The following is a 21,506-nucleotide window of genomic DNA, read 5'->3' as shown; positions in this document are numbered from 1 at the left end:
TCCCTGGCATGTCGCTTTCATTACCGTGTTGGCCGACTCAGTGGGCCTCTTCCCAGCTGGCGCCCTGGCCCACATCCACGATCAACGGCACATCCAGTTCCGCTGCCCCCTGCATCAGCCGGGTCAGGTTGTCCCGCACCTGGTCCACTTCCGCTGCGGGCACCTCCAGGATCAGTTCATCGTGCACCTGCATGATCAGGCGGCTGGTTAGCTGCTCGCGGGACAGCCAGGCATCCACCTGGACCATGGCCCGCTTGATGATATCGGCCGCGGTCCCCTGCATCGGGGCATTGATCGCCGTGCGCTCTGCGGCCTGGCGGCGCGCACCGTTGCGGGAGTTGATTTCCGGCAGGTACAGGCGCCGGCCGAACAGGGTTTCCACATAGCCCTTCTCGGCCGCGTGCTTGCGGGTGTTCTCCATGTAGGCCAGCACCCCCGGGTAGCGCTCGAAGTAGCGGTCGATATATGTCTGGGCATCGCCGCGGGGAATGCCCAGCTGGCGCGCCAGGCCGAAGGCGGACATGCCGTAGATGAGGCCAAAGTTGATCGCCTTGGCCCGGCGACGCTGCTCGTCATCCACATCCTCGGCGCTCACCTCAAAGACCTCCGCGGCAGTGGCGCGGTGGATATCCTCGCCGTTGGCAAAGGCCTGCACCAGGCCCTTGTCACCGGACAGGTGCGCCATGATCCGCAACTCGATCTGGGAGTAGTCCGCGGCGATGAGCACGCTGCCGCCATCGATACGCGGGTCGGCCACGAATGCCTTGCGGATGCGCCGTCCCTCCTCGCTGCGGATGGGGATGTTTTGCAGGTTGGGGTCGCTGGAGGACAGGCGCCCGGTGGCGGCCACCGCCTGATGGTAAGACGTGTGCACGCGGCCGGTGCAGGGATCGATCATCTGCGGCAGCTTGTCGGTGTAGGTGTTTTTCAGCTTGGCCAGGCCGCGGTACTGCATAATCAGCGCCGGCAGCTCATGGCTGTGGGCCAGCTCCTGCAGCACCGGCTCGGCGGTGGACGGTGCCCCCTTGGGGGTCTTCTTGATCACCGGGATCTGCAGTTTGTCGAAGAGGATAGCGCCAAGCTGCTTGGTGGAGCCCAGGTTGAACTCCTCGCCGGCCGCTTCGTACGCTTTCTGCTCGGTATCGCGCATCTTCTTCTCCAGCTCGGCACCCTGCCGGGCCAGCATCTCGGCGTCGATATAGGCACCGTTGCGCTCCATATGGACGAGCACCGGCAACAACGGCATCTCGATCTCGTCGAGCACCTTCTCCAGCGACGGGATCTGCGCCAGGCGCCCGGCCAGTTCACGGTGCAGGCGCAGGGTGATGTCGGCATCCTCGGCGGCATAGGGGCCGGCCTGCTCCAGCTCGATCTGGTTGAAAGTCAGCTGCTTGGCGCCCTTGCCGGCGATGTCCTCGTAGTGCACCGTCTGCTCGCCCAGGTATTTCTGCGCCAGGCTGTCCATGTCGTGGCGGCTCGCGGTGCTGTCCAGTACGTAGGATTCCAGCATGGTATCGCGGGCGATGCCGCGCAGCTCGATTCCGCAGTTGGCGAGGATATGACTGTCGTATTTCAGGTTCTGGCCCACTTTCTTCTGGTCCGGATCCTCCAGCAGCGGTTTCAGGGCCGCCAGCACCTCGTCGTACGGCAGCTGCTCCGGGGCCCCCATGTAGTCGTGGGCCAGGGGCACATAAGCGGCCTCACCGGGTTCCACGGCAAACGAAACCCCCACCAGCTTCGCCTGCATATAGTTGAGGCTGGTGGTTTCGGTATCGAACGCAAAAATGTCGGAAGCTTTCAGTTTTTCCAGCCAGGCATCGAATTCACTGCGATCAGTGATCACCCGGTAATCCCGCTCGATGGCCTCGGCCATCGCCTCCCGGGCCTCCTCGTCACCACTCAGCTCCTCCACCCAGCTGCGGAATTCCAGCGCACTGAACAACTCCACCAGTTTCTGCCTGTCCTGTTCACCATGGTGGAGGTCGGCGGGCTTGTACGGCATATCCACGTCGGTCTTGATGGTGGCGAGCTTGTAGGAAAGCTCCGCCGCCTCGCGGTGCTCGGCCATCTTCTTGCCCAGGGTCTTGCTGCCACGAAAACCCAGCGGCGCGATGGCATCCAGGTCGGCGTAGATATCATCCAGGCCGCCGAGGTTTTGCAGCAAGGCCAATGCTGTCTTCTGGCCCACGCCGGGAACACCGGGGATATTGTCTGACTTGTCGCCCATCAGGGCGAGAAAATCGATGATCAGCTCGGGCCCGACGCCAAACTTCTCGCGCACACCATCGCTGTCCATTTCCGTGTTGCTCATGGTGTTGACCAGGGTGATGCCGGGGCGCACCAGCTGGGCCATATCCTTGTCGCCGGTGGAAATAATCACCGGCTGACCCTGCTCCTGGGCCTGTAATGCCAGGGTGCCGATGACGTCGTCCGCCTCCACGCCATCGATCACCAGCCGCGGCAGTCCCATGGCGTCGATGATGTCGTGAATCGGCTGAATCTGTTCGCGCAGGTCATCGGGCATGGGTGGCCGGTGTGACTTGTAGTCCGCAAACAGCTCGTCGCGGAAGGTCTTGCCCTTGGCATCGAAGACAACAGCCACTGTGCTGTCCGGGTGCTCCTTCAGGTGGCGGCGCAGCATGCTGATGACACCGCGCACGGCACCGGTGGGCTGGCCATCGCTGGTGGCGAGCGGCGGCAGCGCATGGAAGGCGCGGTAAAGATAAGAGGAACCGTCCACCAGGATCAGCGGGGCGGCAGTGGATTTGTTGTTACTCATAGATATCCGGGAAGCTGCAAATTCATCGTGGATGTTTGGGATTGCGCGACAGGATAACCGCGATCGTTTTTTTTCGCTCGCCCCGGCGCCGCATCCGTGGCGGTCATCGCAGTGTCACCGACAGATCTGCCCCGGGCTTCTAGGCTTTAGTTGAACGGCAGTGCCCATATTGCTGCGGCCTGCCGGTAGCGGCGAGACGCTCCAGAGAGGGATGTGACCATGAGATACGCGTTTGTTTCCAGTGCCTTCCTTGCTGCCGCCCTGGCGACGGCGCCCGTCAACGGGGACTCGCTGGGCCGGCCGCTGCAAAAGCCTGGCCCAATGGAATACCTGGAAGTCACCGGCGAGCCGGATGCAACAGGCACCGCCCGGGGAGCAGCACACCGGCGCGCGGTACAGGCGCTAAAACACCATGGCAAGCGCGAGCAGCTCGGCTCCCTGATGGAAAGGCAGCGCCGGCAGCTGGAACTGTTCCGCCTGCGGACGGAAAGATTGCAGGCAGAACAGCGCCATGAACACGTCGAGGAGGAAGCGTCGCGACAGCGGCAACTACAGGAGCGTGAGGCGGCCCAATCGCGGAAACAGGGTGGGGAGGCGAGCTGACAACCCCGGATCAGCTTCCGGTCCCGCGATCGGGTACTTCCGCCAGGCAGCTGCGCGCCTGGTCCAGCCAGGCCCGGACCAGATGCTCGTAATCACTGCCTGCCGACAGTTGGGTTCCCAGCGGGTCGAGCGCAGCATAGCGCAGCCCCAGGTTTTCCGCCGTCTGCCGATCACGTGCATTTTCCGGCACTTCACCGAACAGGCAGCCCCGGCCCGCCCCCGCCTTGTCGAGGACATCTCGCAATTCGAGCATCGCCCGGGCCCCGTGCCCTGCCCGGGCAGAGTCGCTCAGTGCCTGCGTCTCGACGCCGGCGGGACCAAAAAAGTGGCCGTAGGCATCGTGAGTCACCACGATGGGTACATCGCGATAGGCCCACAGGGCGCGGTCGAGCACCTTCTGCAGGTTCGCCATGCGACGGGAGAAATCCCGGGCGCGCTGCCGGTATGCACCGGCCTGCTCCGGGTCCATCTCCGCCAGGCGACCGGCGATATGCGCAGCCATTACGGCGGCGTTGCGCGGACGCAGCCACAGGTGGAAATCCGTCTCTGATGCCCCCTCGAACTCATAGCCACCCTGCTCCAGCAACTGCAGCTGGCGTTCCGCAGGCAGGAGCGCCAACTGCCTTGCCAGTGCACTTTCCATTTGCGGGCCCAGCCAGACCACCAGCTGCGCCGACTCGAGGGCAGCCCGGTCCGACACCCCGGGCGCGTAGTGATGGGGGTCGCCATTCGCGACCAGTACCCGCACCCGCTTTTCCGCACCAGCCACCTCACGGGCAATCAGGGCCAGTGGGCGCATACTCACAACCAGGTCGTTCTTTTCCGGCGCCGCATCCGGCGTACCGCGATCACAGGCGGCGAGCAGGGAAATCAGGGAGCACAGTAGGAGGTACTTCGGGAAATTCATCAGGATCCGGGATTCACGGGTCATCGGGTCGGGCTTAAACTGCGATATAATCACAGCCGGCGCGCACCCGCCAGTCCGGGTGCCCGGTTATCACTTGCCTGCCCGGACAACCTCACTCGGCGGCCGCGGCAGAGCCCACACACCCCCACGCAGTCGCGGAGACGTCATCCTGAACCATACAGACCCTCTCATCACGGCAAGCGGGCTGGGCCTGGAGGTGGCCGGTCGCCAGCTGCTGCACGACATCACGCTGGAACTGCGGCGCGGTGAGATCGTCACCGTGATCGGACCCAATGGCGCCGGCAAGACCACCCTGCTGCGGCTGCTGCTGGGCCTGACCCGACCCACTCATGGCGAGGTGTGGCGCAGCCCCGGATTGCGCATGGGCTATATGCCGCAGCGTATGCAGGTGGATCCCTCGATGCCGATGTCCGTGCTGCGATTCCTGCAGCTGGGTAACGACAGGGTCGACGCCACCGCGGCGCGCGGCGCCCTGGCGCGGGTGGGCGCGGCACACCTGGAACGGGCCGGCCTTGCAGACCTTTCCGGGGGCGAGATGCAGCGGGTGCTACTGGCACGGGCGGCAGCACGCCGACCCCAACTGCTGGTACTCGACGAGCCCACCCAGGGGGTTGATGTAGGCGGCCAGGGCGAGGTCTACCAGCTGATTGCCAGCCTCCGGGACGAACTGCACTGCGGCGTGCTGCTGGTCTCCCATGACCTTCACGTGGTCATGGCCGCCACCGACCGGGTGCTGTGTATCAACCAGCATATCTGCTGCCACGGCCACCCCGAGCAGGTCAGCCGCGACCCGGCCTTTATTGAACTCTTTGGGGACAAGGTGGCGCCCTACACCCACCAGCACAATCACGAACACGACCTGGGTGGCGGTATCCTGCACGACCATGGCTGTGACCACGGGAGCGGGGAAAACAGGAGCCAAACCCGGTAATGGATTTCAGTGCACTTTTCAGCAGCCAGTTTCTCTGGTTTGCCCTGGCGGCCGGCCTGCTGGTGGCCCTGGTCAGCGGGCCTCTGGGCTGCTTTGCAGTTTGGCGGCGTATGGCCTATTTCGGCGACACCCTGGCCCACTCGGCGCTGCTCGGCGTTACCCTGGGTTTCCTGCTGCAGTTGCAGCCCACGCTGGCCGTGGGCGCCACCTGTTGTGTGCTCGCCGTCCTGCTGGTTTACCTGCAGCGACGCCAGACCCTGTCTGTGGACACGTTGCTGGGAATCCTGTCCCACTCCATGCTGGCCCTGGGTATCGTCACCGTCAGCCTGTTCGGGATCCGTGTCGACCTGCTGGCCCTGCTCCTCGGTGACCTGCTGGCGGTCAGCGGCCAGGATGTGATGCTGATGGCAGCGGCGGTGGCTGGTATCGGCGGGCTGCTGCTTTTCCTGTGGGAAAAGCTGCTTGCATTCACGCTGAATGAAGAACTGGCCGCCGTGGAGGGGGTTCCGGTGGAACGGGTCAGGCTCGCATTGATGCTGATGCTGGCACTCCTGATCGCCATTGCGATGAAAGTGGTGGGCATTCTGCTGATAACCGCGCTGCTGATCATTCCGGCGGCTGGTGCCCGGCGGCTGACGGATACGCCGGAACGCATGGCAATGTGTGCTTCCCTGATTGGCGCCCTGGCAGTTGTGCTGGGCCTGTTGGCATCCATCCTGTGGGACACCCCGGCCGGGCCGTCCATCGTGCTGGCGGCCGCGTTGCTGTTCGTGCTTACCCAGCTGCGGAGCGGCCGCCCGGCCTGATCAGCGTTTTGGCTGATCGTCAGGCCCGGGTCTCTCCACCGGCTCTTCGCCTGCCCGGTGGAATTCATAGATCGTCAGCACAATGCCGATCACCAGCATCACGAAGACGCCAATGGCAACGGCCAGCAGCATGGTACGTGACATGATTACCTCCCCCGGGCCAGCAGCGCAGATACTTTGAAGTAAATGCCGAATGCCAGGATGCTGGGTACCCACAACGCGGTGAAAATTCCCTGCTCCCGGTAGCCGTTAAACCAGAGGTATCCCGACAGGAAAAACGAGATCGCCACCGCGATCAGGATAAACAGGTCGGATAACTTGAACATGACCACCTCCATTTAAACCGGGGTACACCCGGCGCTTGTCAGTCGTATTCCCAGAAGCCCACCGCAGCCATCAGGAGCCCGCTGATGACGACTGTAGCCGGAATCCTCAAACCTGGCACACCGAATACATCGGCCAGTGAAGGTGTCACCCCCGCCCATCCCAGGACCGCCCACACGACAAAAGGCAATACAAGGCACAGCCCCAACCAGCCCAGGGCACGGCAGGCCTTACGGGAGTGGGAAAACTTGTCGAACAGGTTTTTCAATGCCGACACCCCTGTCGCACGGATTATCCCTTTTGCGTCAATCTTACCCTGAGCCTATACGATGAAATTCACACTGCAAGGCACAAGGCAGTGAATCGGCTCAACGCGGGCTTACCGTTCATCAACGAAAGGATCAGGAGCGCGCCACGAATAGACAGCCCGCGGCAATCAGCATGGAGCCCGCGACGCGCATGGTATTGACTGGCTCGCCGAGAAAGGCATAACCAAACAACAATGTGAAAATGAAACTCAAGCCGACAAAGGGATAAGCGATACTGAGGTCGACTCGTGAGAGCACCCACAGCCACACCAGTACACTGATGGCATAGACAAAGATCCCGGAAAACACATGCGGACTGAACAGCACTCGCACCATGCCGCCGATACCATCGGCCAGGTAGTCCTCCCCCGCCCGTTGCATCCCGAGCTTCAACAAGAGTTGCGCGCAGGCGGACAGGAAAACTGTGAGCAATATGATGGAGAGATTCAGCACATTCATGGTTTTCCCCTCAAACTGACACTGTCGATGCCGCCAGCAGTACCAGGCCCAGCACGGCGCCGGTTATCCAGCTGCGTTTGTCCTTGATCGCAAACGCAATCGGGTCCTCATCGATTTCGCCGCGGGACGCCATGATCTGCATGCGGATAATCCAGTACGCGAAAAGAGGACAGGCCAACCACAGGATCATCGGTGAGCTGTACATAGCCACGACTTCTGTACTGTTGACATACATGGCAAATACGAGGATTGAGACCATGCCTGCGGCCGAAGCCAGGCTGGTCAACACGGGCAAGTCCGAAGTGAAATATCCGCGGCCACGGATTCGCGCCGGCTCACCCTCCTCATCCTGCTTGCGATAAATCTCCGCAATACGCTTGACGAGCGCCAGGCACAAAAACACAAACATGGAGAAAGCCAACAACCAGTAGGATGGATACACACCAATCGCTGCGGCACCGGCAAGGATCCTCGTGGTGTAAAGACCGGCAAGCACGACGGTATCCACAGTTTGCAGGCGCTTGAACAGGAAGCTGTAGCCCAGGGTGGTGACAACATACAGCAGCAGCACGGCGCCAAACCACAATGGCAGGAGCGTCGCCAGTACCGCCGATGCGAGGAAAAGGCCAGAACAGAGCAACAGTCCCACGGGGATCGACAGGGCCCCGGAGGCCAGCGGCCGCCTTTTCTTCTTCCAGTGCGCCCGGTCGGAATCGAGGTCAGCGATGTCGTTGATGATATAGGTCGCCGAGGCACAGAAGCCGAAACACACAAATGCCAGTAACGCTGCCGTCAGCGCCTGGCTGTCAAGAAACTGGTGGGAAGTCACCAGTGGCACAAACAGCAACAGGTTTTTCACCCACTGGTGGATGCGGACCTGCCGAAGATATATCGACAATGTCGGGCCAGCGGTGGGAAAGCTGGTTTCTAGCTGGCAAACCCGCGCCGCATTTTCCGCCAGTGCCCGGGAAGACCCCACCACCACCGCCGATCGGGCAAAACGCCAGACACGCAGGTCCTTGTGCTCATTGCCCACATAGGAGAAACCGCGCTCTCCAAAACGCTCGCGGAGAAACTGCGCCTTGCGTTCGCCGGTCAGGTTGTGGGTATTACCGGTGGCATAAATCTCGTCAAAGATGCCCAGGTGATCTGTTACTTCGCGGGCCAACCGTTCGTTGGCACCGGTACAGAGAATAAGCCGGCGACCCTGCGTTTTTTGCTCCTGCAGAAATTCGAGGAGATTTCGATTGTAAGGCAACGCGCCCACATCAATTTCAATCGCCTGCGCCAGCCGGCACTTCAGGTAGGCGATGCCGCGACAGAGCCACAGTGGCAGGAAAGCAAGCACCCATGGGCGTGCAAACAGTGTCCGCACAAATGATTCGTATAACAGGTCGGTGCGAATCAGGCTACCGTCGAGATCAACGATCAAAGGGGACTGATGGTGGGACACAACGCTCACTCCTTGGGCGAATTCAGCCCCGCTTCCCTGGGGCTTTCTGGCAATGGCTGAAGGTGATCCGTACGGCGACCACCTGGTACAAGAGCCTATTCAGCCACGGCAAACTACACGCAAATGTACCAATTGTGGTGGCACGCCAGCACCGGCGCACATCCTGCAATCAATCCCGGATGGTTCCGCTATTTCGCATCGAATGCAAGCCCCGGAATATTACATGGGTACACAGGCACAGGCCTTGCAAGCATCGAACCACCCTGCCCATCCGACAGCTTACCGGCAACCCGGGATACAGGCCGGCACACGGGCTGTCGCGATGGTCAGCCTGACCGTATACTCTCTTTCGCTTTGCAAGAGCTTATGGAGCAATAATCATGGATCGATTACTGCGCCTGCTGGTAACCGCGCCCGGCGTTTACCTGCTGGCGATTGGCCTGCGGCTGCTGTGGGCGCTGCTGGTGCCAGTCATACCGGTATCAGACAGTGTCGCGTACGATGCCTTCGCACTGAATATCTGGCAGCACGGCACCTATGGCTGGGAAGCTGATCAACCCGGCAGTTACTGGGCCGTTGGCACTTCGGGGATTTATGCGGGCCTTTACCTGATCTTCGGCCATCACTACTGGCCGGTAGTCGCACTGAACATCGCCCTGTCAGTGGGCATCCTGTTTTTTACCGGGCGACTGTGCCGGATATTCTTCAGCGACAGGCGCGTATCGCAGTGGTGCATGGTCCTGCTGGCACTCTGGCCCACGGGCATACTTTTCGTGACGGTGCTCGCCAGTGAGCTGCTGTTTATGTTTTTCTCGCTGGCCGGATTTTATTTCTTTGTAACTACTGGTGTGCGGCAACCAATGCGTCTGTTGTTCGCCGGAATTTTGCTGGCGGCCGCCTATTATGTGCGACCATTGATCACGGTTGGCATAATCATCTTTGCCGTCGCCTGCGCTGTCCAACTGCAACAACGCCCGCTTGCGGTCCTCGTGCGCACTCTCTGCTGTTTCCTCGTGCTCACCCTGTTGGTGGCGCCCTGGGCTTACCGTAACTATCAGCTCTATGATGATTTTGTTCCCATGTCCTCCAATGGCGGCGCAGTATTCTGGATGGGTAATTCACCGGGCAGCAATGGCGGCTATGCAGAAATCCCCCCTGAGGTAACCGCACAGGCTGATTCCACTTATGAAATGAGCCAGATACTGAAAACCCGCGCCCTGGACTACATCAAGGCAGAACCCCAGGCCTTTATACAGCGAACCCTCTACAAACTTGTTCGTTTTCACAGCTATGAAACCATTGGGGTAAACTGGAATGCCGAGGGCATAAAGGCACGTTTTGGTGAAGGCGCGGTCCTGCCGATGAAGGTTGCCACACAGGCCTACTGGCTGTTGCTGGTTTGCAGCGGCATTGCCGGGCTCATGGTCTATCTTTACCAGGCCGGGTGGGCCCGGGTTGCCACCCACCCTTTCCTGTTAAGCTGGGGGGCCAATGCGGGTATTCACGCGCTGATCGCCTCCCAGGATCGGTATCACCTCCCCAGCGTACCGTTCATTGCGGCGTTCGCGGCCTTCGCCCTGGTGGCCGTGCTTGAGCGTATGCGCCGGCGTCGGGCCCTGCACTCCGCGGGGGAGGATGCGCTGGCACAGACCCATTGAAGGTTCAGGGTCCGGGGGTGGCGGCCAGGTCGCTGTCCCCCTCCTCGGCGATCTTCACGACGTTTGTCCCACCCTGGCTGTACTCCTCAAACTCCAGGCCTTTATAAAGGGTCACCGCCACGATCAGAGCACCGCATAGTGCAAAGAAGGTCCCGGGAGCGGCCTCTTTCAGGACGACTCGATTGTCACGAAAGCCCGCCTCCAGTTCCCCGGCCCCACCCCAGATACCCGACATGAAAAGTCGGTAGCCCAGAAAGGCAAACAGGCTGCCGACAAATAGCGAGATAATCTTGTAGGTAACCAGTGACAGGATGACTTCGGAGCTGATAGGCATGGCAATGATTCCCAGGTGATAGCGCCAGGCTAGTGTGTGGAAGCGACCGGTGGTACGAATCGACCAAGCGCCGCAGGCAACAATACCAACAGCCCTGCCCTGGCCTGGTGCCAATAGGCGGAAAGTAACAGCAGACTCGCCCCCACCAGCACGCCGGTTACCGCAAAGCTCTGTCCCGGGCCACCATATGTGGCGATCAGGGTTGACAGGGCATACAGGACATACCCCAGGGAGGAAACCATAAGGGCGCGGCGATCAATCAGTAACGAGACGGCAGTCATAACCAGGTACAGAAGCACTACGGCGATCATATTTAGTGGACTGTCGTCGCCCTGCAGTATACCGAGCCCGGAAAATATTGGGTGGATAACCAACGGTGCCGAGAGTAAATGCAGCCAGAACGCCACATCAGAGCGGTGGGAAACTCTTTTTATGTCGGACGCATCCCAGTGCATTGCCAGCAGGAAAACCAGTAAGCCACAGAAAACAATAAAAACCTGCAGCCATTTACCTGGGTCGGGGAAAACGGAGATAAAAAGAGAAACGAGCAATCCCGTGGCTGCGGCAGCGCCCGCGGCGACGGTAATTGGCACGCGAAACCGGCGCCAATGTAACAGCGCAGCGAGCGTGGCAGTGAGGTAAGCCCAGTAGCTGACCGAACCCATGGTGTCCGCAAGCAACTCCTGAACAAGGAAAAAGACACCGCCGATGAATGTCAGCAATAATATGATGGCTGGGAAGGCCATTTTACGTTTGCGAACAAAGTATTCGGCCAATCCCCATGACAGCAATGCAAAGGCCAGGGCGCTCGCACTGCTGCTTGCAAGCGTCATGAACCAGGCGACCGAGATCAGTGATAACAGACAGGCGATGACCACGAAGATGTCATTGAAACCTGTAATCAGCCGGAAGTTCTCTTCATCCCCCAGGGGAGTTTCCCTGCTTTCAGCCATCAGTTGCCGGAACTGGTTGACCGATGAGGCCGTAAGGACGTCTTTTTCAATTGCATAGTCCAGATCTTCATCTGTGTACATGGTAATCGTCGCACCCTTTTTCGAATTTTTCAGTTTACTCGATCAGCCCAGGGGATAAGTCAGCAGTAGCATATGCAGGCTGTTGACTCCCCAGTGCGCGAGGACGCAGAGCCAAAATTTTCGGCGAAGGTACCAGAGCGTCGCATATGCGAATCCCGCCAACGCAACCAGCGCAAGGACCGGCGGACTTGCCGCCCAGCCGGTGTGGAGCAGTGTGAATATTGCCACCACCGGCGGCACTGCCAACCAGCGCCACTGCCCCAGCAACTCCTCTGCTCCCCGTTGCAGGACCCAGCGAAAAAACGCCTCCTCACTGATGCAGACCACCGCCAGATTGACAAGCATAGCGAGCAGAATGGTGGCCGAAAGCTTGGGGGAAAATCCGGAAAACGGTATCGCCACGACTATCGGTAGCAGGACAAGCAGCAGCAATAGGGGCAGATCCTGCCGCAGCGGCCGCTGTTTGCGACCGGCCATAAATACCATTACAGCGACGGCAATGGCGGCCTTGCCCGGGTTAAAGGCGTTACCGATGCTGTTACCAGCGCTATCGCTATAGGGCGGCAATAACTCTATTCGGGGAGCGGAGGGAATCGTCCCGAGTGCCGCCAAAAGCATGATCGCGGCCGCAGCAACGAAGAGCAGGGCCCGCGACCAGCCTGTGCTGCGCTCTATCCCGTTCAGGGCCAGCCAGGCCAGTGGTGCGGCTACGCCGACCCAGCCAAAGGGCAGGATGCAAAGGGTAAGTGCCGCGGGGATGAAGAATGCCCGTACCCGTGGTGGCAGGAGCGGGGCCAGGCCCTGCCGCTCGATTTCCATATCGGTAACTTCCATTTGTGGCCCTGTGGTGTGCACGCACGGCGCCTGTCCCAGGGAATGGCCGACAGTGGCAGTATTAGCCGTTGTAGGTCGCCCTCAGGGATCGGTAGGTAAGCTTCATCTTTGCCGGATCCAGCGGTGCCTTGAAAAAAGCGTGGTAATGTCCGCGGGGGTTTATCAGGACTACCTGGGAACCGTGATCAACGGTGTACTCACCGTCGCCCAGCGGGACCTTGTTGAACGGTACATTCAACTGGTTGGCAAAGCGCTTGAGACTCAGGAATTCGCCCGTTACACCGGCGAAAGCCGGATTGAAGTAATCGACGTACTGGCGCAGTTTGTCCGGCGTATCCCGTTTCGGGTCCACGGATACCAGCAGAATATCCGTTTCTGCCTGTATCTCGGGGTCCAGCATCTGGTAAAAACTGTTGAGGGTTGCCATGGTGGTGGGGCAAATATCCGGACAGTGTGTGAAACCGAAAAATACGAGCGTCCAGCGACCGGCCAGTGCACTGGTCTGCCAGTCTTCACCACTGTCGGACTGCAGCGTAAAGTTGTCCAGGATACGCGGGCGCTCGAGTTCAACCGTGCCATTGGCCCGCATTTCAGCTCCGGTCAGCACACGTGGCTGTCCCATTTTGTTGATAAAGCCGGCCAGCACAGCGAACATAAACAGGACGCACACCACCACCGTAACGAGCACACCCCGCTTTTGTTCTGGACTCTTGTCACCGTTTTTATTGGCAGCGGTGGTTCCGGGATAGTCTTGTTTCGCCGCACTCATAGTTTCTTTCCCCATCACTTATACCGCTACGAGGTAATGATCCAGCAACATGATGCAGAACAGGGCCATCAGGTAGATAATGGAATACTTGAAGGTTTCCATGCCCGCATCGGGGTTGCGGTCCCGCAGCATTTCCACTGCCCAGTAGACAAATCCCAGCCCCAGCACCACAGCGCCCAGCAGGTAGAGCCAGCCCAGCATCGCGGTCGCAAACGGCAACAGGCTTACGGCAAACAGGATAAAGGTGTACAGCAGAATATGCAGTCTGGTGTAACCCACACCGTGGGTGACCGGCAACATGGGTATATCGGCCTTTGCGTAATCATCCCGGCGGTGCACAGCCAGCGCCCAGAAATGTGGCGGAGTCCAGGCGAAGATGATCAGGACCAGCAGCAGTGCATGGCCGTCTATTTCCCCGGTTACCGCAGTCCAACCAAGCAGCGGCGGCGCCGCCCCGGCAATGCCGCCGATGACGATATTCTGCGGTGTCGCCCGCTTCAGGAACATTGTGTAGACGACCGCGTAGCCGAGCAGTGAGAACAGGGTCAGCCACGCCGTAAGTGCATTCACAAATGCGAGTAGCACGGTCATTCCAGCCACGCCCAGTACCAGGGCAAATGCCAGTGCCCGACGGGGGTCGACGCGACCACGGGCAATCGGGCGGTTGTTGGTGCGTGCCATTTTGATATCGATATGACGGTCCACCAGGTGATTGACCGCGGCGGCGCTGCCGGCACAGAGGGCTATGCCCAGGTTACCGAGTAACAGCACGTCCACCGGGACCATTCCGGGCACCGCCAACAGCATGCCGATTACGGAGGTGAGGATCATCAGCATGACAACCCGCGGCTTGGTCAACTCATAGTAGTCGCGCCAGCTGGCGTGCCTCAGGGCGGCGGTTTGGGTGCTCATGGTTTCACCTCTCTGGACTGCGTTATTATTTTTTCATTCGCGGCTGGGCCGTCTGGATACGGTAACAGAAGGTCAGCAGGCCGAGTACCAGTAATGCGGCACCGGCGTTGTGGGCCACGGCCACAGGTAACGGCAGGGACATCACCACGTTGGCGATGCCCAGCGACACCTGTAACAGCAGGGCGCAGGCCAGGCCAATGGCCCAGCGCCGTGAGCCGGCCCGCCATGCCAATGCCGCCAGCAGCAGCACTATGGCGCTAACGACCAGCGCCCCAAGGCGGTGTGTGACATGGATTGCCGTCCTGGCATCATTTTCAAGCGCTCCACCCAGGTAATTGGGGCCGATGTGCTGGGCTACATTAAAGCCCTGCTGAAAGTCCATCGCTGGCCACCACTCGCCATGGCAGGTGGGGAAGTCGGCACACGCCAGGGCAGCGTAATTCGAACTGGTCCAGCCACCCAGCGCAATCTGCAAGGACACCAGTACCACAGCAACAATCGCCAGCGGCCGTATCTTTTGCAGTCGCCGGAACTCGTGCACCGGTATCAGGCGCTTGCGGTAACGCAATCGTTCCACCAGCAACCAGAGTAGCGACAGCGTCGCCATCCCGCCGAGCAGGTGGGCGGTGACCACCTGGGGCCAGAGCTTCAATGTCACCGTCCACATCCCGAAAGCCGCCTGCAGGATAATCAAGCCCAGCAGGAAATGGGTATGGAGGAATCCTCGCTGCCCGCGCCGTCGCCAGGCCATGACCGTCAGGCCGGCAACCAGCAGCAGCAACGCGCCGGCAAAATAGCGGTGGACCATTTCCGGCCAGGTCTTGTCGGTGGCCACTGGCGCGTGTGGGAAGGCGGCATTGGCACTTTCGATTTCGTGCGCCTCATCCGGCCAGGTCAGGTGGCCGTAGCAACCGGGCCAGTCGGGACAGCCGAGCCCGGCGTCTGCCAGTCGGGTAAAGGCACCCAGGACCACAACCACCACCGCCAGCAGGGTGCCGGCCATGGCCACCCGCAGTCGCCAGTCATTGCGGGGGTTATAGTCAGGATCGGGTTGGTATTGGCGCATGCAAATCTCCGGGATTACTGCTCGTAGGAGTACTTCAGCAGCCGCTTGATGTCCTTAAGAAGCTGGTTACCGCTGTGTTCGTTGTTGTAAACCATCATGGCGTAGCCCTGCTGGTCCACAAGCAGGGCGCTGGGGTATTCGAGGTCGGTGTGGCTGGTGCCCTCAAGCAGGCCCTCCAGTTTTGCCGGTGGCAGCGTCACAAAGCGCAGGCGCGGATGCTTCGCTGCGAGCTCCTCGCGGCGCTCCGGGCTGAGCGGTGCCGGGCTCACTAGCAGGCGCTCTACCCGGCGCGCCTTTTCCCCCAGCCGGATATGTACCTGGCGGCTTGTGTATAACAGCTGCTCGCAGGCGCTATCGCAATCGCGGCCGGGCACAATCAGGTAACGCCACTTCGGCGCTTCCGATCCGAGCTTCAGCGGGGCAAGCCCCTGCTCCAGCAGGGGCAGCTTCTGGATATTTTGCGGGGGCTCCAGCAGGCTGCCCTCGTTCACCGTATCCTCGGGCATACCCACGCCGGTGTGGAATACGGTGTAGGCGGCGACAATAGGTAGCACAACCGAGGCCACCACCGACAAGGCCTGCACCCGCCTGGTGGTGGGCCTGGCGGGATTATTGTCGACTGTTTCGCTGCGTAGTTCGTTGCTCTGGGTCACGGCTAACCTACCTCTGGTCTGTTCTCATTGTTCTGATACCGGTCACTTGGCTGTCCATGCACGGGCACGCTGGCGCAGAGCGGCTGGCAGGCGGGTGGCAGCCAGCAGCCACAGGATTACCAGTGCCAGTGCCATGGCAAACCACTGCCACGCATAAGCCTGGTGGCGGGCGGGGGAGCTGTTGACCATTCGCCAGTCTGTGACCAGCGCGGTATCCGAATCCGCGCTCAGTCGTATCGTCCAGTCCGGCTTTGCAAGGCGCAGGCTCCCGGTCAACCCTGCATCCACCGCCTGGATACGCACGGGACCGTCGCCGGTTATCGGGTTCCCCCCACCATCCCCGTGGCCCTGTGTAACCGGATAGAGAAAGCCGGTAATCACCTTGGCCGCCCGCGGCCAGGAAACCTCCGGCAGTTTCGACCGACTGACTGAGGCAGGCATCCAGCCGCGGTTGACGAGCCAGCGGCGTTCGCCCGAGACAAAGACCTGGAGAATTTCGTAACCCACCCGGCCATTGCGCGTACGGTTATCCAGGTAAAAGTATTCGTCGGTGAAGTAACCGGGCAAGCGCACCGGCGAGTAGCGCTGCAGGTGCTCAAGGGTATTGGGATCTTGCGGCTGGGCGGACAAACGCCCGTCAACGGCTGCGATCAGGCTCCGCTTCTCATCGGCACGGTCCAGTTGCCAGAACCCGAGCGACACCAGTGCCGGCAACAGCAGGATGCTGAACACCGTCAGGGGCCAATTGGAAATCAGTGCTACACTGGCCCTCTCGGAGGTTTCCCGGGATCGCACTGGATGGGTCTCTACAGTCATGCCGATTCCAGCCTGCGAACAGGCCCCTACAACAAATGGCGAATACAAAATGTGGCTGAAAGTCGTTATTGTGCTTCTTTTCCTGGCGGTGCTGGCCAGCCTGTCCAGCGCGCTGTTCTTCCTTCTGCGTGATATGGGCGCCCCCGAATCAAAGCGGACCCTCTATGCACTGGGTATCCGCGTTTCGCTGGCGGCCCTGCTTCTGATTGCCATCTGGTATGGCTTTGACAGTGGCATCCTTTCCAATACGGCCCCCTGGGCCAATAAGTACTGAGCAGGCCAGTGGCCTCGGTGGCCACTGGCAGCAATCCTCAGGAGCCCAGTACGTAAACAAATATAAAGAGGCCCACCCAGACCACATCGACAAAATGCCAGTACCAGCTGGAGGCCTCGAACCCGAAGTGGTCATCCGGCTTGAAGTGGTGGGCAATTACCGATCGCAACAGCATGATCAGTAACATGATGGTGCCAAGGGTCACGTGTGCGCCATGGAAGCCTGTGAGCATGAAGAAGGTAGTACCGTAAATCCCGGATTCCAGTGTCAGGCCCAGGTGAGTATACGCCTCGTAGTACTCCTCGACCTGGAAGAACAGGAACAGCGCACCCAGCACCACCGTCAGGCCCAGCCACAGGTTGAAGGCAGTGCGCTTGCCCTTCTTCAGGAATACGTGGGCCATATGTACAGTGACACTTGAAGTAAGCAGGATAAACGTGTTCAGAAGCGGCAGGTGCCAGGGGTCAATAATGGCGTTCGGGCCGGTTATCTTGGCAGCATCACCATGGGCGGCGGCATCCGGCGTAACCATCAGGGGCCAGGTGCTCTCGAATCCCTGCCAGAGCATATTCGACTCGCCGCGCTCGCCCTCACCGCCGAGCCATGGCACGGCAAAGGTACGGATGTAATAGAGCGCGCCGAAAAAGGCTGCAAAAAACATCACCTCTGAAAAAATAAACCAGCCCATTCCCCACACATAGGAGCGTTTGAGCTGGTCACTGTTGAGTCCGGCCATGTTCTCGCGGATCACCGCAGCAAACCAGAACCACAGCACGCCGGCCATCGCGAGTGCGCCAGTAAAAAAGATGTATGAGGAACCGCCATTGATCCAGTTGGCGGCACCAAACGCAGTCAGGAACAGACCGATGGTCGCAAAGATTGGCAGCCGGGACTGCTCGGGCACATAGTAGCTGCTTTCAGTGGCCATAATTTTTATCCCTCTCGCTCGGAGTCGGCATTTTTGTTATTCAGGTTCCGGGTGAATTTTTCCGTGACATCGAACAGCGTGTAGGAAAGTGTGATGGTGTTGACGCCGGGTGGCAGATCCGGGTCGACGATGAAGCGCAGGGGCAACTCGGCGCTCTCCCCCGCTTTCAGTGTCTGCTGGTTGAAGCAGAAACACTCTGTCTTGTGAAAATAGTTGGCAGCCTTGAACGGCACCAGGCTGGGGATAGCCTGGCCGACCATATCGCGAGTAGTCGGATTGCGGGCCAGGAATACCGTGTCCACCGGCTCACCCGGGTGCACCGTCATGGACACCACTGACGGGCGAAAGTCCCATGGCATGCTCTCGTTCTGGCTGGCCACAAACTGCACCTTTACCTTGCGGTGGCTATCGACCGCTGCAGGCACTGCCTCGTAGCGGTCCCCGGTTTTCCCGTTCAGGCCTGTGATGTCACAAAAGGCGTCGTAGAGTGGGGGCATGATGAACACCGCAAACACCAGCATGCTGCCGGCGAGGGCCAGCAGCTTGGCAGTGAGTTTTGCGTTTTCGCTCAGTTGCATGACCGCACCATCCCGGCTATCAGCGTACGGCCGGAGGCGTGCTGAAGGTGTGGTAGGGCGCCGGCGAGGGCACGGTCCACTCCAGGCCTTCCGGGTTGTCCCATACCTCATCGGTCGCCTTCTTGCCGCCCATTACCGTGCGTATCACGTTGAACAGGAAGACGATCTGCGCCGCACCGAACAGGAAGGCTCCCATGCTGGCAATCTGGTTAAAGTCGGCAAACTGCAGCGAGTAATCCGGAATCCGGCGCGGCATACCCGCCAGGCCAACAAAGTGCATCGGGAAGAAGGTCACGTTCAGGCCAATGAATGCCAGCCAGAAATGCACCTTGCCCATGGTCTCGTTGTACATATTGCCGGTCCACTTCGGCAGCCAGTAGTAGACACCTGCGGTGATCGAGAAGATCGCGCCCGGTACCAGTACATAGTGGAAGTGGGCAACCACAAAGTAGGTATCGTGGTACTGGAAATCCGCCGGCGCGATGGCCAGCATCAGACCGGAGAAACCGCCGATGGTAAACAGTATGACGAAGGCTATCGCAAACAGCATCGGGGTCTCGAAGGTCATCGAACCCCGGAACATGGTGGTGACCCAGTTAAAAACCTTCACGCCGGTGGGAACCGCAATCAGCATGGTGGCGTACATAAAGAACAGCTCACCGGCAACCGGCATTCCCACTGTGAACATATGATGGGCCCAGACGATGAAGCTCAGGAAGGCGATGGACGCGGTCGCGTACACCATGGAGCTGTAACCGAACAGGGGCTTGCGCGCGAAGGTGGGGATGATTGCCGAGATGATACCGAATGCCGGCAGGATCATGATGTACACCTCGGGGTGGCCGAAGAACCAGAATACATGCTGGAACAGCACCGGGTCACCGCCACCGGCAGCGCTAAAGAAGCTGGTGCCGAAATGAATATCCATCAGCATCATGGTGACCACACCTGCGAGCACCGGCATGACCGCAATCAGCAGGTAGGCGGTAATCAACCAGGTCCACACAAACAAGGGCATCTTCATCAGGGTCATACCCGGCGCACGCATGTTCAGGATGGTCGCAATGATATTGATCGCGCCCATAATTGAGGATGCGCCCATGATATGGATCGAGAAGATGAAGAAGGTTGTGCTGGGCGGGGCATACTCGGTGGACAGGGGGGCATAGAACGTCCAGCCGAAATTGGGTGCACCGCCATCCATGAACAGAGTAGAGGCCAGCATCGCGAAGGCGAATGGCAGAATCCAGAAGCTCCAGTTATTCATGCGCGGTAACGCCATGTCCGGAGCACCGATCATCATCGGTATCATCCAGTTGGCCAGGCCGACGAAGGCCGGCATCACCGCACCGAAGACCATGATCAGGCCATGCATGGTGGTCATCTGGTTGAAGAATTCCGGCTGCACGATTTGCAGACCGGGTTCGAACAGCTCGGCGCGGATGACCAGCGCCATGCAGCCGCCCAGCAGGAACATGGTAAAGCTGAACCAGAGGTACATGCTGCCGATGTCTTTATGGTTGGTGGTATAGAGCCACCGGGAGAATCCGGGTTTAGGACCGTGTGCCATACTTATGCTCCTTTCGGCTCCCGCTTACTGTTTATTCTTAAAATTGAGGATGTCGACGGGCTGCACGGTATCGCCCATGTCGTTGCCAAACGCATTGCGCTGGTAGGTGATCACCGCGGCAATATCCACCTCGGAGAGCTGCGGACCAAAGGCCTGCATGGCCGGATTTCTGGGCGACCCATTCACGACCATACTCATGTGCTTCTCCAGCGGCCCCGTGGCAACCTGTGACCCGGCGATGGCCGGGAAGGTACCCGGCACGCCCTGGCCGTTGGGCTGGTGACAGGCGGCGCAATTCCGGTTGTAGACTTTCTCACCCATGGCGAAGAGTTCGTCGAAGTCGAAGGTCTTCTCGGTCAGCTCGCGCATCTTGGCTGCCTGCGCGGCCCGCTCGGCCAGCCAGGTATCGTATTCCTGCTGGGGTACCGCCTTGACCACGATAGGCATGAAGCCGTGGTCCTTGCCACAGAGCTCGGCACACTGGCCGCGGTAGATTCCGGGCTTGTCGATACGGGTCCAGGAGTCATTGATAAAGCCGGGGATCGCATCTTTCTTGACCGCCAGATCGGGGACCCACCAGGAGTGGATCACATCGTTGGCGGTAAACAGGAAGCGGATCTTCTTGCCCACCGGCACCACCAGGGGCTCGTCTACCTCGAGCAGGTAGTTCTCCCCCTTGGGTAACTGGTTGTCGACCTGGGAGCGCGGCGTGGACAGATTGGAGAAAAAGGAGACGTCGCTACCCAGGTAGTCGTATTTCCACTTCCACTGGTAGCCGGTGACCATGATGTCGAGGTCGGCTTCGCCGGTGTCGTAGATATCGTAGAGGGTCTTGGTGGCGGGAATTGCCATCAGCACCAGGATCAGGGTTGGGATAATGGTCCAGACCAGTTCCACCGCAGTGCTTTCATGGAACTGTGCCGCCCGGTAGCCCTTGCTCTTGCGGTGACGCCACATGCTGTAGAACATCACCCCGAAGACAACCACGCCGATTGCCACGCAGATCCAGAAGATCAGCATGTGCAGGTCGTAAGTGGTACGGGAAACTTCGGTTACGCCCTGGGTCATGTTGACCCCCCAGCGCTCCGCCCCCTCGACTTCCGCAAAAGCGGAGTACGCCGGCAGCGAAGTTGCCAGCAAGGCGAACAGCCGATCGAAGCCTTTCAACATCGCCTACAGATCTCCGTGTGTTTGTTTTTATATCAGCCATCGGCTGCGTTCACGGATAACTGGACTCCCCACCAGCCGGGACTTTCACCAGGCACAGCGGCGGGGCAATTCCACACAAAAATTGTGGACATCGCGTAGTAACACAAGACTACATACACTGGGCGGAACAGGAAAACCTGCTTCGCGATACTGCTTCAGTGCAACTTGTTATTCTTTTCTCAAAGATTTTTTACTTCAGATGTCGTCGTCCGGAAGGTACAACCAACAACCTGCGTCTCTTTTGTTGCAATTACTGTCTCAGTACATATTTTCTGGCTTC

At 59.8% G+C, this 21,506-nt stretch carries 24 protein-coding genes; 5 read left to right on the top strand and 19 right to left on the bottom strand.

The features are described 5' to 3' along the window. Positions 1-37: 37 nt before the first annotated feature. A complete protein-coding gene (gene polA / locus LVD11_RS13625; RefSeq protein ID WP_237059918.1) occupies positions 38-2,779 on the bottom strand; it encodes a DNA polymerase I in 2,742 nt (913 codons plus the stop codon). A gap of 219 nt (positions 2,780-2,998) precedes the next feature. On the opposite strand from polA, the gene LVD11_RS13620 reads away from it, so the two are divergent. Beyond that, positions 2,999-3,382, top strand: a complete 384-nt coding sequence (locus LVD11_RS13620) for a hypothetical protein (RefSeq protein WP_237059916.1) — start codon at positions 2,999-3,001, stop codon at positions 3,380-3,382. Positions 3,383-3,392: 10 nt separating this feature from the next. Here the strand turns inward: LVD11_RS13620 and LVD11_RS13615 are convergent, their stop codons facing one another. After that, the gene (locus tag LVD11_RS13615; RefSeq protein ID WP_237059914.1) at positions 3,393-4,343 is read right to left on the bottom strand and encodes a metal ABC transporter solute-binding protein, Zn/Mn family; all 951 of its coding nucleotides are present in this window, start codon (positions 4,341-4,343) and stop codon (positions 3,393-3,395) included. Positions 4,344-4,506: 163 nt separating this feature from the next. Here LVD11_RS13615 and LVD11_RS13610 point away from each other — a divergent pair, with 163 nt between their 5' ends. Both LVD11_RS13610 and LVD11_RS13605 read left to right on the top strand, forming a co-directional pair. Continuing rightward, entirely contained in the window at positions 4,507-5,241 is a 735-nt protein-coding gene (locus LVD11_RS13610; protein WP_237059912.1) for an ATP-binding cassette domain-containing protein, read from the top strand. Then, complete coding sequence (locus tag LVD11_RS13605) at positions 5,241-6,047, top strand: iron chelate uptake ABC transporter family permease subunit (RefSeq protein ID WP_237059910.1); 807 nt, start codon at positions 5,241-5,243, stop codon at positions 6,045-6,047. Before LVD11_RS13610 ends, LVD11_RS13605 begins: the two co-directional genes overlap by 1 nt. On the opposite strand, the gene LVD11_RS13600 is transcribed toward LVD11_RS13605, so the two are convergent. From LVD11_RS13600 to LVD11_RS13580, 5 genes are all read right to left on the bottom strand, one after another. Further along, positions 6,048-6,191, bottom strand: a complete 144-nt coding sequence (locus LVD11_RS13600) for a hypothetical protein (protein ID WP_237059908.1) — start codon at positions 6,189-6,191, stop codon at positions 6,048-6,050. A 2-nt stretch (positions 6,192-6,193) separates the two neighbouring features. Then, positions 6,194-6,373 carry a hypothetical protein gene (locus LVD11_RS13595; RefSeq protein ID WP_237059906.1) on the bottom strand — a complete coding sequence of 60 codons (180 nt, stop codon included), beginning with the start codon at positions 6,371-6,373 and terminating at the stop codon, positions 6,194-6,196. A 38-nt stretch (positions 6,374-6,411) separates the two neighbouring features. Further along, on the bottom strand, positions 6,412-6,639 hold the full coding sequence (locus tag LVD11_RS13590) for a hypothetical protein (RefSeq protein WP_237059904.1): 228 nt from the start codon (positions 6,637-6,639) through the stop codon (positions 6,412-6,414). A gap of 133 nt (positions 6,640-6,772) precedes the next feature. Then, positions 6,773-7,138, bottom strand: coding sequence for an EamA family transporter (locus tag LVD11_RS13585; RefSeq protein ID WP_237059902.1), 366 nt, complete (start codon positions 7,136-7,138; stop codon positions 6,773-6,775). A 10-nt stretch (positions 7,139-7,148) separates the two neighbouring features. Continuing rightward, positions 7,149-8,591 (bottom strand): UbiA family prenyltransferase, encoded by a 1,443-nt coding sequence (locus LVD11_RS13580; RefSeq protein WP_237059900.1) that lies wholly within the window; start codon positions 8,589-8,591, stop codon positions 7,149-7,151. Positions 8,592-8,971: 380 nt separating this feature from the next. Here LVD11_RS13580 and LVD11_RS13575 point away from each other — a divergent pair, with 380 nt between their 5' ends. Next, positions 8,972-10,249 (top strand): ArnT family glycosyltransferase, encoded by a 1,278-nt coding sequence (locus LVD11_RS13575; RefSeq protein WP_237059898.1) that lies wholly within the window; start codon positions 8,972-8,974, stop codon positions 10,247-10,249. Positions 10,250-10,253: 4 nt separating this feature from the next. Here the strand turns inward: LVD11_RS13575 and LVD11_RS13570 are convergent, their stop codons facing one another. The 8 genes from LVD11_RS13570 to LVD11_RS13535 form a co-directional block, all read right to left on the bottom strand. Beyond that, a complete protein-coding gene (locus LVD11_RS13570; protein WP_237059896.1) occupies positions 10,254-10,583 on the bottom strand; it encodes a hypothetical protein in 330 nt (109 codons plus the stop codon). 29 nt (positions 10,584-10,612) lie between these two features. Beyond that, positions 10,613-11,617, bottom strand: coding sequence for a hypothetical protein (locus LVD11_RS13565; protein ID WP_237059894.1), 1,005 nt, complete (start codon positions 11,615-11,617; stop codon positions 10,613-10,615). 42 nt (positions 11,618-11,659) lie between these two features. Further along, entirely contained in the window at positions 11,660-12,451 is a 792-nt protein-coding gene (locus tag LVD11_RS13560; protein WP_237059892.1) for a CPBP family intramembrane glutamic endopeptidase, read from the bottom strand. A gap of 61 nt (positions 12,452-12,512) precedes the next feature. Beyond that, the gene (locus tag LVD11_RS13555; protein ID WP_237059890.1) at positions 12,513-13,220 is read right to left on the bottom strand and encodes an SCO family protein; all 708 of its coding nucleotides are present in this window, start codon (positions 13,218-13,220) and stop codon (positions 12,513-12,515) included. 18 nt (positions 13,221-13,238) lie between these two features. After that, on the bottom strand, positions 13,239-14,132 hold the full coding sequence (cyoE, locus tag LVD11_RS13550) for a heme o synthase (protein ID WP_237059888.1): 894 nt from the start codon (positions 14,130-14,132) through the stop codon (positions 13,239-13,241). 25 nt (positions 14,133-14,157) lie between these two features. Next, entirely contained in the window at positions 14,158-15,198 is a 1,041-nt protein-coding gene (locus LVD11_RS13545) for a COX15/CtaA family protein (RefSeq protein WP_237059886.1), read from the bottom strand. Between the two features lie 14 nt (positions 15,199-15,212). Beyond that, positions 15,213-15,851: an SCO family protein gene (locus LVD11_RS13540; RefSeq protein WP_237059885.1), complete on the bottom strand. Its 639-nt coding sequence runs from the start codon at positions 15,849-15,851 to the stop codon at positions 15,213-15,215. A gap of 42 nt (positions 15,852-15,893) precedes the next feature. Further along, a complete protein-coding gene (locus tag LVD11_RS13535) occupies positions 15,894-16,667 on the bottom strand; it encodes an SURF1 family protein (RefSeq protein WP_237059884.1) in 774 nt (257 codons plus the stop codon). A 49-nt stretch (positions 16,668-16,716) separates the two neighbouring features. Here LVD11_RS13535 and LVD11_RS13530 point away from each other — a divergent pair, with 49 nt between their 5' ends. Beyond that, positions 16,717-16,941: a DUF2909 domain-containing protein gene (locus LVD11_RS13530; RefSeq protein ID WP_237059883.1), complete on the top strand. Its 225-nt coding sequence runs from the start codon at positions 16,717-16,719 to the stop codon at positions 16,939-16,941. A 37-nt stretch (positions 16,942-16,978) separates the two neighbouring features. On the opposite strand, the gene LVD11_RS13525 is transcribed toward LVD11_RS13530, so the two are convergent. The 4 genes from LVD11_RS13525 to coxB are packed head-to-tail and all read right to left on the bottom strand — an operon-like array spanning position 16,979 to position 21,187. Then, complete coding sequence (locus LVD11_RS13525) at positions 16,979-17,869, bottom strand: cytochrome c oxidase subunit 3 (protein ID WP_237059882.1); 891 nt, start codon at positions 17,867-17,869, stop codon at positions 16,979-16,981. 5 nt (positions 17,870-17,874) lie between these two features. Beyond that, the gene (locus LVD11_RS13520; RefSeq protein ID WP_237059881.1) at positions 17,875-18,447 is read right to left on the bottom strand and encodes a cytochrome c oxidase assembly protein; all 573 of its coding nucleotides are present in this window, start codon (positions 18,445-18,447) and stop codon (positions 17,875-17,877) included. Positions 18,448-18,466: 19 nt separating this feature from the next. Then, positions 18,467-20,017: a cytochrome c oxidase subunit I gene (gene ctaD / locus LVD11_RS13515; protein WP_237059880.1), complete on the bottom strand. Its 1,551-nt coding sequence runs from the start codon at positions 20,015-20,017 to the stop codon at positions 18,467-18,469. Between the two features lie 24 nt (positions 20,018-20,041). After that, positions 20,042-21,187: a cytochrome c oxidase subunit II gene (gene coxB, locus LVD11_RS13510; RefSeq protein ID WP_237059879.1), complete on the bottom strand. Its 1,146-nt coding sequence runs from the start codon at positions 21,185-21,187 to the stop codon at positions 20,042-20,044. Between the last annotated feature and the right edge of the window lie 319 nt (positions 21,188-21,506).

It is taken from the genome of Microbulbifer sediminum, assembly GCF_021729035.1.
GTDB classification, from domain to species: Bacteria; Pseudomonadota; Gammaproteobacteria; order Pseudomonadales; family Cellvibrionaceae; genus Microbulbifer; species Microbulbifer sediminum.
The sequence above is the reverse complement of the archived record's forward strand: the minus strand, read 5'-3'. Positions and strand labels throughout refer to the sequence as shown.